The organism is Kitasatospora sp. NPDC030952, from assembly GCF_055571335.1.
In genome coordinates this window covers 117,177-131,727 of sequence record NZ_JBVIFM010000016.1, presented here as the reverse complement: position 1 = coordinate 131,727, position 14,551 = coordinate 117,177, and the positions used below count along the sequence as shown (strand labels likewise).

Annotated in this window: 13 protein-coding genes and 2 pseudogenes; 9 read left to right on the top strand and 6 right to left on the bottom strand. The window is 73.4% G+C overall.

Translation table 11 applies throughout. The features are described 5' to 3' along the window. Window positions 1-128 precede the first annotated feature (128 nt). The 3 genes from ACZ47G_RS26190 to ACZ47G_RS26180 form a co-directional block, all read right to left on the bottom strand. Window positions 129-509 (bottom strand): CBS domain-containing protein, encoded by a 381-nt coding sequence (locus tag ACZ47G_RS26190; RefSeq protein WP_465746575.1) that lies wholly within the window; start codon window positions 507-509, stop codon window positions 129-131. Between the two features lie 196 nt (window positions 510-705). Continuing rightward, window positions 706-2,301 (bottom strand): DEAD/DEAH box helicase, encoded by a 1,596-nt coding sequence (locus ACZ47G_RS26185; protein ID WP_465746573.1) that lies wholly within the window; start codon window positions 2,299-2,301, stop codon window positions 706-708. Between the two features lie 341 nt (window positions 2,302-2,642). Further along, on the bottom strand, window positions 2,643-2,846 hold the full coding sequence (locus ACZ47G_RS26180; RefSeq protein WP_030918248.1) for a cold-shock protein: 204 nt from the start codon (window positions 2,844-2,846) through the stop codon (window positions 2,643-2,645). A 501-nt stretch (window positions 2,847-3,347) separates the two neighbouring features. On the opposite strand from ACZ47G_RS26180, the gene ACZ47G_RS26175 reads away from it, so the two are divergent. From ACZ47G_RS26175 to ACZ47G_RS26165, 3 genes and pseudogenes are all read left to right on the top strand, one after another. Beyond that, window positions 3,348-3,575 (top strand): hypothetical protein, encoded by a 228-nt coding sequence (locus ACZ47G_RS26175; RefSeq protein ID WP_465746571.1) that lies wholly within the window; start codon window positions 3,348-3,350, stop codon window positions 3,573-3,575. A gap of 424 nt (window positions 3,576-3,999) precedes the next feature. Beyond that, window positions 4,000-5,264, top strand: a pseudogene (locus ACZ47G_RS26170) (APC family permease). A gap of 482 nt (window positions 5,265-5,746) precedes the next feature. Beyond that, complete coding sequence (locus ACZ47G_RS26165; RefSeq protein WP_465746569.1) at window positions 5,747-6,142, top strand: hypothetical protein; 396 nt, start codon at window positions 5,747-5,749, stop codon at window positions 6,140-6,142. Window positions 6,143-6,222: 80 nt separating this feature from the next. On the opposite strand, the pseudogene ACZ47G_RS26160 reads toward ACZ47G_RS26165, so the two are convergent. From ACZ47G_RS26160 to ACZ47G_RS26150, 3 genes and pseudogenes are all read right to left on the bottom strand, one after another. Continuing rightward, window positions 6,223-6,768, bottom strand: a pseudogene (locus ACZ47G_RS26160) (ABC transporter permease); the annotation flags it as partial. A gap of 208 nt (window positions 6,769-6,976) precedes the next feature. Continuing rightward, window positions 6,977-7,573 carry a GNAT family N-acetyltransferase gene (locus ACZ47G_RS26155; RefSeq protein ID WP_465746666.1) on the bottom strand — a complete coding sequence of 199 codons (597 nt, stop codon included), beginning with the start codon at window positions 7,571-7,573 and terminating at the stop codon, window positions 6,977-6,979. Between the two features lie 329 nt (window positions 7,574-7,902). After that, window positions 7,903-8,460, bottom strand: coding sequence for a universal stress protein (locus tag ACZ47G_RS26150; protein WP_465746567.1), 558 nt, complete (start codon window positions 8,458-8,460; stop codon window positions 7,903-7,905). A gap of 264 nt (window positions 8,461-8,724) precedes the next feature. On the opposite strand from ACZ47G_RS26150, the gene ACZ47G_RS26145 reads away from it, so the two are divergent. The 6 genes from ACZ47G_RS26145 to ACZ47G_RS26120 all read left to right on the top strand — a co-directional run bounded on the left by ACZ47G_RS26145 (window position 8,725) and on the right by ACZ47G_RS26120 (window position 14,363). Continuing rightward, on the top strand, window positions 8,725-10,497 hold the full coding sequence (locus ACZ47G_RS26145; protein ID WP_465746565.1) for an oleate hydratase: 1,773 nt from the start codon (window positions 8,725-8,727) through the stop codon (window positions 10,495-10,497). Window positions 10,498-10,726: 229 nt separating this feature from the next. Further along, window positions 10,727-11,020 (top strand): hypothetical protein, encoded by a 294-nt coding sequence (locus ACZ47G_RS26140; protein WP_465746563.1) that lies wholly within the window; start codon window positions 10,727-10,729, stop codon window positions 11,018-11,020. A 57-nt stretch (window positions 11,021-11,077) separates the two neighbouring features. Further along, window positions 11,078-11,425: a GntR family transcriptional regulator gene (locus tag ACZ47G_RS26135; RefSeq protein WP_465746561.1), complete on the top strand. Its 348-nt coding sequence runs from the start codon at window positions 11,078-11,080 to the stop codon at window positions 11,423-11,425. Further along, window positions 11,422-12,432: a DUF1648 domain-containing protein gene (locus ACZ47G_RS26130; RefSeq protein ID WP_465746559.1), complete on the top strand. Its 1,011-nt coding sequence runs from the start codon at window positions 11,422-11,424 to the stop codon at window positions 12,430-12,432. The genes ACZ47G_RS26135 and ACZ47G_RS26130 overlap by 4 nt, the downstream gene beginning before the upstream one ends. Before the next feature lie 228 nt (window positions 12,433-12,660). Continuing rightward, on the top strand, window positions 12,661-13,425 hold the full coding sequence (locus tag ACZ47G_RS26125; protein ID WP_465746557.1) for a hypothetical protein: 765 nt from the start codon (window positions 12,661-12,663) through the stop codon (window positions 13,423-13,425). 98 nt (window positions 13,426-13,523) lie between these two features. Then, the gene (locus ACZ47G_RS26120) at window positions 13,524-14,363 is read left to right on the top strand and encodes an SAM-dependent methyltransferase (protein ID WP_465746555.1); all 840 of its coding nucleotides are present in this window, start codon (window positions 13,524-13,526) and stop codon (window positions 14,361-14,363) included. Window positions 14,364-14,551 lie beyond the last annotated feature (188 nt).

The following is a 14,551-nucleotide window of genomic DNA, read 5'->3' as shown; positions in this document are numbered from 1 at the left end:
AGGTCTGGCGGGAGTCCGGTCCCGCCGGACCTCCCACCGGGGCGGCCCGGAGGGCGGCGCGCCACCACCCGGGGCGTGGAGCAGGGCGGGGGCACCACCCGAAGATCGATCACGACGCCACACAGGCCCTAGAAGCTGAGCAGCCCGATGGCGTGGCCGTCGTGGTCCACGACGGGCCACGCGTCCAGGTCGCGGGAGAGCATGGCAGCGGCCGCGGTGGCGGCGGGCATGTCGAGGGTGGCGAACGGCGCGCGGTCGAAGACGATGTCGCGCACCGGGGTGCGCTCGGTGTACCAGGACCGGGCCTGGAACGGCGCCAGCTGCAGGCGGGTCAGCAGCCCGGCGCAGCGGCCGTCCTCGTCGCGGACCAGCAGGTGGTCGGCGCCGGAGCTCTGCAGGATGTCCATCGCCGTGTCGACCATGACATCGTCGCTGATCTGCAGCTCCGGGTGTCGCATGAGGTCGCCGACCGTGGCGGTGGTCGCGGGGTGTTCGAGGGCGATGGTCATGGGCTGACTCCTTCGTCTCTCCCGCCGGGTCCGGCGGTGATCGGGGCACGGGCGGTGGGAGGCCGGTGGCGGTCCGCCGGAGCGCGGCGCGGCGTTGCTGACGAACCGCGCGTGCGGGCCGTCGCGGGAAACCGCTGCCGCCGAGGCGGCGAACCGCGCGGGCCCGGTACGCACCGCGCACCGGGCCCGGCGGGTGCTACGCGGCGAGGGCGACGCGCTGGGGCGCGCGGCGGCGGCCGGAGGAGCCCCGGCTGCCGCGGCTGGAGGCGGCACGGGTCTCGCCAGCCGTGGAGGCGGGACGACCGCGGCGGCCGCGGCTGGAGGACTGGCTACGGCGCGGCCGCTCGACGACGGGGTCGGCGATCACGGTGGGGATGCCGGTGGGCACCCGGGCGCCGGTGATCCGGGCCAGGTCCTCGTCGCCGGAGCTGACCCTGGTGGTGATGGGGGTGATGGCGGCCGTGGTCATCATGCGGGCCATCTCGCGGCGCTGGTTGGGCAGCACGAGGGTGACGACGGTGCCGGACTCACCGGCCCGGGCGGTGCGCCCGCCCCGGTGCAGGTAGTCCTTGTGGTCGGCCGGCGGGTCCAGGTTGACGACCAGGTCGAGACCGTCGACGTGGATGCCCCGGGCGGCGACGTTGGTGGCGATCAGCGCGGTGACCTGGCCGGTGCGGAACTGCTCCAGGGTGCGGGTGCGCTGGGGCTGGGACTTGCCGCCGTGCAGCGCCGCGGCCTTCACCCCGTTCGCGAGCAGCTCCTCCACCAGGCGGTCCGCGCCGTGCTTGGTGTCGATGAACATGATCACCCCGCCGTCGCGGGACGCGATGTGGGCGATCGTGGCGCTCTTGTCGAAGGCCTGCACATGCAGCACGTGGTGCTCCATGGTGCTGACGGCTCCCGCGGAGGGGTCCACCGAGTGCGTGACCGGGTCCTTGAGGAAGCGCCGCACCAGGCGGTCGACATTGCGGTCCAAGGTCGCGGAGAACAGCATCGTCTGGCAGCCTTCGGCGACCTGCTCCAGGAGCTCGGTGACCTGCGGCAGGAAGCCCATGTCGGCCATCTGGTCGGCCTCGTCGAGCACCGTGATGCCGACGCCGTCCAGTTGGCAGTCGCCGCGCTGGATCAGGTCCTTGAGCCGACCGGGGGTGGCCACCACGACGTCCGCCCCGCGGTTCAGCGTCTGGGCCTGGCGACCGATCGACACGCCGCCCACCACGGTCGCCATCCGCAGGCGCACCGCGTGGGCGTAGGGGGTGAGGGCCTCGGTGACCTGCTGCGCGAGCTCACGGGTGGGGACCAGCACCAGCGCCAGCGGTCGGCGCGGCTCGGCCCGGCGCCCGGCGGTGCGGGCCAGGACGGCCAGGCCGAACGCGATGGTCTTGCCGGAGCCGGTGCGGCCCCGCCCGAGGACGTCGCGGCCGGCCAGCGAGTTCGGCAGCGTCGCGGCCTGGATCGGGAACGGCGCGGTGACGCCCTGGCGGGTCAGCACGGACAGCAGCGCCTTGGGCATGTCCAGCTCGTCGAACGCTTCGACGGGCGGCAGCGCCGGGGTGGTGCTCACCGGCATCGCGAACTCCCCCTGCGGGGAAGCCCCCTGGCGCGTGCCCCGACCTGCGGAGCGCCGGCCGCCGGCAGGCCGGTCGCCGTAGAAGGAGCTGCTGCCGGAGCTGCCGCCGAAGTTGCCGCCGGAGCGGGAGCTGCCGCCCGAGAAGGAGCTGCCGCCGGAGCGGGAGCCCGCGCGGGAACGGGAGTTGGCGTTCCGGTACGAGGAGCGACTGGAGGAGTTCATGGACAACCTTCCTGGACGGCACGTCGCGGGGCGGCTCCGCGGCGCGCGGCGCCGGCAGGAGATCGCAAGTCAACGGGCCGAAGTGTGGGGAGCGGGGCGTGGACGGTGAAACCGTGCGGCACGTCACCTCAGGCCGGAGATCCTCGAACTGTGGGATGTCACGGCAGGGCGCCGATCCGGACGCGACGCTGTGCGTCTCGCGTGGGGATGGCCGCCGGCGGCGGAGCCAGGGGGCCTGAAACGGCCGGGGATGTGCGTCGTGGCGCAATGCCGAGGGGCCCGCACCGTGCATGTACTCGGTGCGGGCCCCTCGCTGCTAGGCGGGTGCCTTGACAGATGAACTACAGCGGACGAATGTTCTCGGCCTGCGGGCCCTTCTGGCCCTGCGTGACGTCGAACTCGACCTTCTGGCCCTCGAGCAGCTCACGGAAGCCGTTGGCGTTGATGTTCGAGTAGTGGGCGAAGACGTCGGGGCCGCCACCCTCCTGCTCGATGAAGCCGAAGCCCTTTTCCGCGTTGAACCACTTCACAGTGCCATTAGCCATAAAGAAATCTCCTTCAAGGGGCTGTCCGAAGCACGCACAGCGCGGGCTTCGAGTCGCCGCGATGAGCACCCACCCGGAGAAAAGCCGGGAAACGAAAATACGCCTGCGAAACATCAGCAGGCGCACACAAAGTTCATGGGAACCACTACTGCAACTAAGGCGACTCTAGCAGACCACGGCCCGCCGTGGCGGAATATTTCACCCCCGGTTCCGCGAGAGCCTCCCCCAGGGCGCCGGACCCGAGCCGACAACACCCGTCAACACGCCTGCGCACCAAGGCGATCGAGCACACATCCGCACCCCTCGGCACCGACGTCTCCCCAGGAGGGCGTTCCCCGCGACCGGGAGCGCCTTGGATGCTTCACCAGCCCCGCAAACTCGACTTACCGGGCCCATCCCGCATTCCAGGGGCGCGCCGAACGGCGTACCTGGCATTCCGACCCCCGAAATCGATCGCCGGAATGACCCCGCGCCCGCGCTTTCCGGCGCATACTGGAGGGAATGACGAAATCTGCAGCAGTCCGCCGCCACCTGCCCACCAGCCCCTTCAAGGTCCGAGTGGAGGCGCCGCCCAAGCACTTCATCGTCGGCGACCGGGTCTCCCACGACAGGTACGGCCTCGGCCGGGCCATCGGCGTCGAGGGCGACAGCGACATCGCGGTCCTCGTCGACTTCGGATCACGGCAGGAACGCATCACCCCGCCGTACACCGCGATGTTCAAACTCTGACCGAGCGGGCCTCGGCAGACGGCCGACATCGCCCGGTCGTCAACGGCACCGGCCCGCTGTCCGACGGACGACGCCATCGGACAGCGGGCCGATTCGGCGTGGAGTCGGGGGCGCCCCGCCCCGATGGTCAGACGACCCGCTGACCCTGAAGGTGGTGCCGGGGCTTGACCAGACGGTCGCCGGCCCGGGGGTCGATGGCGTCCTCCAGGCCGTGCAGCAGTGCGGCGAGCATCGCGCGCGTGGCCCGATCGGTCAGGCGCCGCACCGTGCGTGCTGGGCCCCGGGCAGAACGGCCGGGCCCGCACCGGGGCGCGCAGGCTCCGTCCGGAGCTGTCCACACCGACGATGACGGGTTCGGACTCCCACGACCTCGCTCGCGTATGGTGCACCGGAATCGGAACCGGTGAGGGAGAGGTACAGGCCGATGAGCACCTCGGCGCGGACGGCCGGGCCGCAGGAACTGCGACGGCACCTGGGCGTGTTCGACGCCGTGGTGATCGGGCTGGGGTCGATGATCGGCGCGGGCATCTTCGCCGCGCTCGCGCCCGCCGCGGCGGCAGCCGGGTCCGGGCTGCCGATCGGACTGGCGCTGGCCGGCGTCGTCGCGTACTGCAACGCGACCTCCTCCGCGCGGCTGGCTGCCCGCTACCCGCAGTCCGGCGGCACCTACGTGTACGGGCGGGAGCGACTCGGCGAGTTCTGGGGATACCTGGCCGGGTGGGGGTTCGTCGTCGGCAAGACCGCCTCCTGCGCGGCGATGGCACTCACCGTCGGCTCCTACGTGTGGCCCGCGCAGGCCCACGCCGTGGCGGTCGCGGCGGTGGTGGCGCTGACCGCGGTCAACTACGTCGGCGTGCGGAAGGCTGCCTGGCTGACCCGGGCGATCGTCGCCGTCGTCCTGGCCGTGCTCGCCGCCGTGGTGACCGCCTGTCTGACCAGCGGCGCCGCCGACACCGGCCGCTGGGCGGTCGGCGCGGACGCCGGCTTCCACGGGGTGCTACAGGCCGCGGGCCTGCTGTTCTTCGCCTTCGCCGGGTACGCCCGCATCGCGACCCTCGGCGAGGAGTCCGCGACCCACAGCGCACGATCCCCCGCGCGATCTCGCTCGCGCTCGGCGTCACCCTGGTCGTGTACGCCGTCGTCGCGCTCTCCGTTCTCGCCGTGCTCGGCCCCGAGCAGCTGGCCCGCACCGCGGCGCCTCTCGCCGAGGCGGTCCGCGCGGCCGGCGTGCCGGGCCTCGCCCCGGCGGTGCGCGCCGGCGCGGCGGTGGCCGCCCTCGGCTCACTGCTCGCGCTGATCCTCGGCGTCTCGCGCACCACCCTGGCGATGGCCCGCGACCGGCACCTGCCCCACCGACTCGCCGCCGTCCACCCGCGCTTCGCAGTACCGCACCGCGCCGAACTCGCCGTCGGCGCCGTCGTCGCAGCCCTGGCGGCCGTCGCGGACGTGCGCGGCGCGATCGGCTTCTCCTCCTTCGGAGTGCTCGCCTACTACGCCGTCGCCAACGCCTCCGCCTGGACACTCACCGCCGAGGAGGGGCGCCCGCCGAGGATCGTGCCCGTCGCCGGCACCGCCGGCTGCCTCGTCCTGGCCTTCGCCCTGCCGGCGGACTCGGTGGTGTGGGGCGCCGTGGTCATCGCGCTCGGCGCCGCCGCCTACGGCCTGCGCAAGGCCCTCGCCCGCGCCTGACCGTGACCGCCCGGTCCGGCAGACGAGGCCGAACGGCCCTGCTGCGGCAACCGACCGGGCCGGTGCCCAGGGGCGTACGCCCCTGCGTCGCCCTGCTCTGCTCGGTCAGCACGCGCTGAGCTGCCCAACCGCTTCGTCACCGGCCTGACCGTCGACCCGGCCGACGCCGGCCACGTCCACGCGGTCTACGGCTCCTACAGCCGCCACTGGATCGACGGCGGCGCGCACTGGACGGACACCAGCGGCAACCTGCCGGACGCGCCGTTCAGCGTGGTGAAGCTCTGGAAGGGCCAGGTGGTCGTCGGCGGCGACGTCGGCGTCCCACGGCCGCGGCCTGTGGAAGATCACCGGCTGACGGTCCTTCCCACGTGCGGCCCCACCCGCCACTCCTGGCCGGTGGGGCCGCGCGCACCTGCGGAACCGGACGGACGCCGCCGCCGTCCCATGGCCGCACCGTCCGCCAGAACCGGGAGACCTCGCCCATGCACCGACACAGAACCGCGGGGATCGCCGTCCTCGTCCTCACCGCGCTCGGCACCGCCTCGGCCTGCCACACGGACAAGAGTGGCGCCACCCGACCCTCCAGCCCGCCCCCGGCCACCACCGCCGTCACGGCACCGCCCTCGACGGCGGCCCCGACGGCCCCGGGCAGCACCACGGCCACCGCTTCACCGGCCGTCCCGGCGGGCCCTGGCGCAACCACCCCCGCACCGCCTCGAGCGGCCCCGGCCACCACGCCCCCGGCCGCGACCCGCGCCGCCACGCCCCCGCCCGCGGCAGCCACACCGTCGCCCGCACCGACGCAGTCCGTCGACGTCGAGAACCCGACCGACCTGGAGCACGGCGCCCCCGGCGCGCCGGCCCGTCCCGCGCGCTGAGAAGGACGGCCGGCCCACCTCCACGTCGGCAGGGGTCCTCGCCCGCGCGTGCCTTTCGACGGTTCGCTCGCCGAGCTCGCTCACGCGGTGGCGATGGCGGTCAGGACGCGGGTGCGGGCGGCCTTCGTCGCGGGCAGGATCGCCGCGGTGAGGCCGGCCGGGGCCGAGCCTGCCAGGACGGCGAGGATGGTGGTCCAGGGGATGGTCAGCGCAGTGATCCCGTACAGGGTCAGGACCTTCTGCCCGGCGATGCCCCAGGCCGGCCCCAGGCCGGGGCCGAGCAGCGCGCCGTGGACGGCGATCAGCACGGACTCCAGCCGGACCATCCGGTCGATCTGCCGCCGGGAGGTACCGACGGCGCGGAGCAGCCCGATCTCGCGGGTGCGTTCGATCACCGACAGGGCGAGGGTGTTGATCACGCCGAGGACGGCGATGACGATCGCGAGGGCGAGCAGGGCGTAGACGAGGTACAGGATGGTGTCGACCTGGCCCGTGATCGACTTCTTGTAGTCGGCCTGGCTCTGCACGGTGACCTGCGGGTAGCCCGCGAGGATCGTATCGAGGGCGGCCTGGACCTGCTTCCTGTCGGCGCCGGGCGCGGTGTTGAGGTGGAGGGCGAAGTCCTGGGCCTCGCGCCCTGCCGATCGCCGCGATCACCGGACTCCTCCTGGCCACCTGCCTGTGCGCCGTAGAGGCGGCACTCGACCTGGAGGCTCTGCTGGAACTGGCCAAGCGCGGGGTCCAGCACGGCTGAACCGAGCCGGGCGCGCCGAAGCCCGCGCCAAGGGAGCGGGTGCGACTGGAGTACGGCTTCGTGGCGCCCTCCGCGCACGCCTAGGGCCGGGGCGCGCGCCGCATCGCCCACAGGGTCGGGCCGTCCCCCGGCAGCCGCACCTCCTCCTCCACCTCGAAGCCGAAGTGCCGGTACAGCGCGATGTTCTCCTGCTTGGAGGACTCCAGGTACACCGGCAGGCCCGCCGCGTCCGCCCTGGCCAGCCCCGAGCGCAGCAGGGCGGCGCCCTGTCCGCGGCCCTGGGCGACCGGGTCCGCGCCGAGCACCGCGAGGTACCAGTGCGCCTCCTGCGGGGCGTTCGCGGCGGCCGCCTCGGCGCAGTGCCGGAACCAGTCGGCCCGCTCCCCGAGCAGCCCGCTCAGCTCCCGGATCGTCCCCTCGTCCGGCGCGGCCTTCTCCTGCGCCTCCGGCCCCACCCAGAGGGCGGCCGCGTGCTCGGTGCGCTCGCACACCCCGTGCGGCAGGTACTGCCGGGTGAGCAGGGTGCTGAAGTAGCCGTCCAGCGCGGCCGGGCGGGTGGCGCCGTCCGGGAAGAACCAGCACATCATCGGGTCGTCCTCGAAGGCCCGGGCGAGCGCCCCGGCTATCGACCCGACGTCGTCACCCGTCGCCGCCCTGGGCGTGCCCGCATTCGTCATCCGCATACGGACATTCTGCTCGCCCTTATCCCCGCCGCCCGGGCGGGGCCCCAACTCGGCTTGTTCCGAACGCTTCTGACCGCATGTGCGCGAGGAGGCGGTGGAGCGGCCGCTGCGGGCGGCGGGCCCGCTGTCCGAACGGCGGCCGCTCCACCGGGGGGGCCGGGGAACCCCGCTCCCACCTGTCTTCCGCCGGTGGCCGCGGGCTCCGGAGTTCCGGCCGGAGCCCGGCGGGCCGGCGCGGTCCGCCCCGGGAAGAGGGCGGACCGTCCATGGGCGGCCCGGACCGTACGGTCGGACCGCGGTGGCGGCGCCCGAAGGCGCCGGGGTCAGGCCGCCTTGGCCGCGATGAGTTCCGGTGCCGGGCCGATGGGCAGGTGCCAGCGGGCGCGACGGTGCAGCGTCTCCAGGTCGTGCAGCAGCTCGGGCACCGGGACGGTGAGCACCGGACAGCCGGCCCGGCGGGCGCAGTACCCGGAGACCGGGCGCCGCAGCCGACGGCGCAGCAGGCCGCCGCTGCGGCCGAGGACGAGCAGGTCGTCCGGCCGGTCGGCGAGGTGGACCAGGGCGGGCCCGGTCTCGCCCCGGATCACCACGGGCTGCATCGGCACGCCGGGTCCGGCTTCGCCGAAGGCCGCTTCGAGGGCCTCGTCCAGCCGCCGCTCGGCGGCCTCCCGGGCGGCGGCGAGCAGCGGCGGGCAGGGCGAACGGCGGTAGCCGTGCTCGCCACCCGGCGGCTCCCAGGCGAGCACCGGCCAGAGCGCGGCGCCGCGGTCGCGGGCCTCGGCGAGGCCGCGGTGCAGCGCCGCCAGACTCCCCAGCGACCCGCTGACCCCGACCACCACCCTGAGTGCCGTGCCGTCCTGGTGCTGCCCGCTGCCGTGCATGATCCGTCCTCGCGTGGTCCGTTCGTCCGTCGGTCTCCACCCAACCGCCGCCGGCCGGCCGCTCCGGGCCGCCTTGACGCCTTCCTGACGCCCCGGAGGACGTTCCGTACGCACTCCATACGCGGATCGCCGGGCGGTCCGCCCCTTCACCCGTCCGGCTCAACCAGCGGGCGACGACCAGTTCCGGATGGGTGGATGGGAAGCGCCCGCGGGACAGCCGTGCCCGCAGGCCGTTCGATGCCGAACTTTCAAGGGAGCGCGGGCTTGTACTACAGCAGCGGCAACTACGAGGCGTTCGCCCGGCCGAGGAAGCCCGAGGGCGCGGAGCGCAAGCGGGCGTGGTTCGTCGGGGCGGGCCTGGCCTCCCTGGCCGGTGCCGCGTTCCTGGTGCGGGACGGCCAGGTGCCCGGGGAGCGGGTCACCGTGCTGGAGCGGCTGAAGCTGGCCGGCGGCGCGCTGGACGGCATCAAGGAGCCGGCCAAGGGCTTCGTGGTCCGGGGCGGGCGCGAGCTGGAGGACCACATGGAGTGCCTGTGGGACCTCTTCCGCTCGGTGCCCTCGCTGGAGGTCGAGGGCGCGTCCGTGCTGGACGAGTTCTACTGGCTGAACAAGGACGACCCCAACTTCTCGCTCCGGCGCGTCACCGAGCGCCGCGGCCAGGACGCCGGTACGGACGGGCTGTTCGCGCTCGACGACACCGCGCAGAAGGACCTGGTGCGGATCTTCCTGGCGACCCGCGAGGAGTTGGAGGGCAGGCGGATCGACGAGGTCTTCTCCCGGAACTTCCTGGCCAGCAACTTCTGGCTGTACTGGCGCACCATGTTCGCCTTCGAGGAGTGGCACGGCGCGCTGGAGATGAAGCTCTACGTGCACCGGTTCGTCCACCACGTCGGCGGCCTGCCGGACCTCTCGGCGCTGAAGTTCACCAAGTACAACCAGTACGAGTCCCTGGTGCTGCCGCTGACCCGCTGGCTGATGGACCAGGGCGTGCGGTTCCGCTACGAGGTCGAGGTCACCGACATCGACTTCGAGCTCTCCCCCGGGCGCAAGCGGGCCACCCGGATCCACTGGCGCGAGGCCGGGCGGGAGGGCGGGGTCGACCTCGGCGAGGACGACCTGGTGTTCACCACCATCGGCTCGCTGACCGAGAACTCCGACAACGGTGACCAGCACACCCCGGCCCGGCTGAACGAGGGCCCGGCCCCGGCCTGGGACCTGTGGCGCCGGATCGCCGCCAAGGACCCGGCCTTCGGCCGCCCCGAGGTGTTCTGCGGGAACATCGCCGCGAGCAAGTGGGAGTCCGCCACGGTCACCACGCTGGATCCGCGGATCCCCGAGTACATCCGCAAGGTCGCCCGGCGCGACCCGTTCGGCGGCGGCGTGGTCACCGGCGGCATCGTCACCGCCCGCGACTCCTCCTGGCTGCTGAGCTGGACGGTCAACCGCCAGCCGCACTTCAAGCAGCAGCCCGCCGACCAGATCGTGGTCTGGCTGTACTCGCTGTTCGTCGACCGCCCGGGCGACCACGTGCGGAAGCCGATGCAGGAGTGCACCGGCGAGGAGATCACCCGGGAGTGGCTGTACCACCTGGGGGTGCCGGTCGAGGAGATCCCCGAGCTGGCCGCCTCGGCGGCCCGTTGCGTGCCGGTGATGATGCCGTACGTGACGTCCTTCTTCCTGCCCCGGCACGCGGGCGACCGGCCGGACGTGGTGCCCGAGGGAGCGGTCAACTTCGCCTTCATCGGCCAGTTCGCCGAGACCACCCGGGACTGCATCTTCACCACCGAGTACTCGGTGCGCACCGGCATGGAGGCGGTCTACCGGCTGCTGGGCGTCGAGCGCGGCGTGCCCGAGGTGTTCAACTCCACCTATGACGTGCGCAAGCTGCTGGCGGCCACCACCCGGCTCCGGGACGGCGCCGAACTCGACCTGCCGGGGCCGGAGTTCCTGCGCAAGCGGTTGCTGCGCCGACTGGAGGCGACCGAAGTCGGCGAGCTGCTGCGGGAGTTCGGCCTGATCGAGGACGGCCGCTCCTGAGCCGAACGTGAGCCGCTCCCGAGCGGCTCCCGAGCTGAACTTGAGCCACTCCTGAGCCACTCCCGAGCCGCTCCCGAGCCACTCCCGAGCCGCTCCCGAGTCGGCCTGGAGGCGGCCCCGCGCCCGCTGCTCGACCGCTTGCGGGCATTCGGCCCACCCCACCGCCCTGCGGGGGTGACCCGCGCCCGTTGCCGGGGAGGCGCAAGCTTCGAATGGTTATTCATATTGCATGAAAATCACCCTTACCACCGCCCTCGGCGCCCCCCTGATGGCCATCGCGGCCCTGACCCTGACCACCGGCCCGGCCGCCGCGGCCACCGGAGACCTGGCCATCAACGGCGCCACCCAGACGGATCCCTCCGGCTGCTACGCCCTGGACGAGGCCGCCAGCATCGTCGACAACCTCACCGACCGGACAGTGGAGATCTACTCCTCCGCGGACTGCACCGGAGACGTCGTCGAAACGATCGCCGCCGGTGACGACAGCCGCGTCACCGGAGCCCAGAGCCTCAACATCCCCTGAACCGGCCCGGACCCCCACCCAGCACCATGACCGCATGGTGCTATCGTCACTAGCACCATGTTGCTGAAGCTGGACCTTGGCGACGCCCGCCCCCTGCACGAGCAGGTGGCGGGCGCGATCCGACGGGCCGTCGCGGAGGGCGAGTGCGCCCCCGGCGACAAACTGCCGCCCGCCCGGGAGCTCTCCCGGGCCCTCGGCGTGAACACCAACACCGTCCTGCGCGGGCTGCGCGCCCTGCGCGACGAGGGGGTGCTGGAGTTCCGCCGGGGCCGCGGCATCACGGTCGCCACCGACGCCGACACCCGGGCCGAACTGATGGACCGGGTACGGCAGTTGGTCGCCGACGCGGCCCGGGCCGGCTACAGCAGGAATGATCTCGTGGATCTGATCAGGGGGATGTCGTGAAGTTCGAAGAAGCGGCCGGAGAGCCCGTCCCAGACCGGCCGGTGCGCCGGGCCGCGCTGTGGGGGGCCGTGGTCTGGACCCTCGGCGTGACGGCCCTGCTGGTCGCCCTGCCGCTGACCGCGCGGGACCGGCTGCCGGAGCAGGTGGCGACCCACTGGAGCGGGAGCCGCCCGGACGGTTCGATGCCGCTGACGACGGCGGCGCTGTTCCCGGCCGGGGTCTGGCTACTGGTCGCGCTCGGGCTCGCCGTCGGCCTGCGGCTCGGGCCCGACCGTACCCGTGGGGTCGCCGGACCGCTCCTGGCCGCCACCGGGGTGCTGCTGGCCGGCGCGCAGGCCTCCATCGTGCGCGCCAACCTGGACCGCACCCGCTGGCAGGACGCCGCGCCGATGGGCGTCGAGGTGGTCCTGGTCATCGTGGCGGCCGGCCTGGCCGGCGCCCTGGCCTGGCTGGCGACCCGACGGGCCGCCGCCGTGACCACGCCCGTCCTCCCCGGGGCACCGGTGCTGGCCGCGAAGCCGGGCGAGCGGCTGGTCTGGCTCTCCCAGGCCGCCAACCACTGGCTGCAGGTGCTCGCCGCCGTCCTGGGGCTGGTCTCGGTGCCGGGCGTGCTGCTCGCCGCGAGCGGGCGCACGGAGTCCGCCGACTGGCTGTCGGTCGTCCTGTTCGGCGCCGGCGCCGTCACCGTCCTGCTCTGCTCCTCGGTACGGGTCCGGGTGACCGGCGACGGCCTGCACGTCGGCTTCGGCCCGTTCGGCCTGCCGACCCGGCACCTCGCCCCCGCGGAGATCGTCTCCGCCCGGGTCGAGCACCTCAGCGCCCGTCAGGCCGGCGGCTGGGGCTTCCGGGTCTTCCGCAAGGGCACCGCCGTCCTCGTCCGCTCCGGCGAATGCCTGGTCGTCCGCACCACCCGGGGGACGGACTTCGTGATCAGCGTCGACGACGCCGAGCGCGGCGCGGCCCTGCTCAACGCGCTCGTCGAACGGGCCGGTACGCCGACCCGCTGAGCAGGCCCGACCCGCCGAACCCGCCGAACCCGCCGAACCCGCGGAGGCCGCCGACCGCCCGCGCAGCGTGCTCCTCGACCTCGGTGCCCGGGCGGTCCTCTGGCGTCAACTCGGCACTGGCGTCAACTCGGCACCGCGGGAAACCACCTGATCCAGTGGTGGGGCGATCTCCGTAGCGGGTACACCAGTTGACGGCCAAGCATTGCGCGGACCAGCGAGGAGGCGTCCGTGACCGACGACCGGAGTGTCCAGGGGACCATCGATTCAGAGCAGACCGTCCAGACCGTCCAGACAGCTCAGGACGAACGGACCATCACCTTCCTGCGGTTCGGCGTCGGGGCGATCGGGGTGCTGCTGCCACCGGCACTGCCGTTGGGCAACTGGCTGGCGGCCGAGGTCACCGGGCGGGCCACCGAGGGGTACTGGCCCGCGTCGATGAGTGCCGCGTACTACTCGGGGACGCGGAACGTGTTCGTCGGGGCGCTGTGCGCGCTCGGGGTGTTCCTGATCTGCTACCGGTCCGACCGGCGGGACGACCGGTGGAGCACGGCGGCGGGGGTGTTCGCGCTGGGGGTGGCGCTCTGTCCGACGACACCGTCGGATCCGAGCGGGCTGCAACGCACGGTCGGGGTGTTCCACCTGGTGTTCGCCGGGCTGCTGTTCGTGATGCTGGCGCTGTTCTGCCTGTACTCCTTCCGCGATCCGCGCTCGGCGCAGCCGGCCCGGGTGGGCACGGCCTACCTGGCGGCGGGCGGGCTGATCGTGGTCGCGCTGCTGGCGGCGGTGGCCACCGGGCTGTCCGGGTTCGGGGCGGACTGGACGGTGCGGCCGGTGTACCTGTGCGAGTGGGTGGCGACCTGGGCGTTCGGTGCGGCCTGGATCGGCGCGGCGGTGGAGCTGGCGGCCGGGCGCGGCGGGCGGGCCGGGGCCGGGCGGCTGCCGCGTCAGGCGGTTGGGTTGGAGGTGCGAGGGCCGGAGGCATCCCAGACCTGAGCGTTCGTCATCTCGTCGTACCGGCGAACCGTTACCATGCGCACGGAGGCCGGCCGCCGGACAGAGCCCACCACAGGCCCTGGGGCGGCCGGTGCCGGATGCCAGCAGCTACGGGGAGCGCGCACGTGACGAACGAGGAGTACCCGTCGGTCGACCTGCGGATGGACGTGCCGCACTCCGCCCGGGTCTACGACTACCTCATCGGCGGCAAGACCAACTTCGAGGCGGACCGGGCCGCCGCGCACGCCTCGGTGCAGGCCTGGCCGGCGCTGCCGGTCTCGATGCGCACCACCCGCGACTTCATGCAACGCTCGGTGCGCCACCTCACCGAGCGGTACGGGGTGCGGCAGTTCCTCGACATCGGCACCGGCATCCCCACCTCACCCAATGTGCACGAGATCGCCCAGGCGATCGCCCCCGAGGCCCGGGTCGGCTACGTGGACAACGACCCGATCGTGCTGACCCACGCGCGGGCCCTGATGTCCAGCACGCCCCAGGGCCACACCTGTTATGTGGAAGCGGACTTCCGCGACCCGGAGTCGATCATCGGCGACCCCCGGCTGCGCGAGGTGCTCGACTTCTCGCAGCCGGTGGCGCTCTCGCTGATCGCCATCGTCCACTTCGTGCTGGACGAGGACGACCCCCAGGGCATCGTCCGCCGCCTCATGGACGCCCTGGCGCCCGGCAGCTTCCTCGCCCTCACCGTGTTCACCGGTGACACCGACCCGGTCGGGGTGGGCGGCGTCGGCCGGGAGTACAACGCCCGCGGCATCCCGCTGCAGATCCGCGACAGGACCGAGACCGAGGCCTTCTTCGACGGCTACCGGCTGCTCGACCCGGGCGTCACCCTGGTCCACCACTGGCGGCCGGACGCCGGCGCCCCGGCGATCCGCGACCGGGACATCGCGATGTACGCGGGCGTGGCCGTCAAGGACTGAGTAGCCGCGCGACCACGCCGCCGCCCCCGGACCCGCCGCCTTCGAGCCGCGGGCCCGGGGGCGGCGTGGTGCTCCGGGGTCGGTCCGCGGGCGAACCGACGTCCCTTGACGTCCCGTCAGACGCGATCTAGCGTCGGCTGGGTTCGGTACGTACCACTCATACCAACCCAACCCCGAAAGGCTCGGCC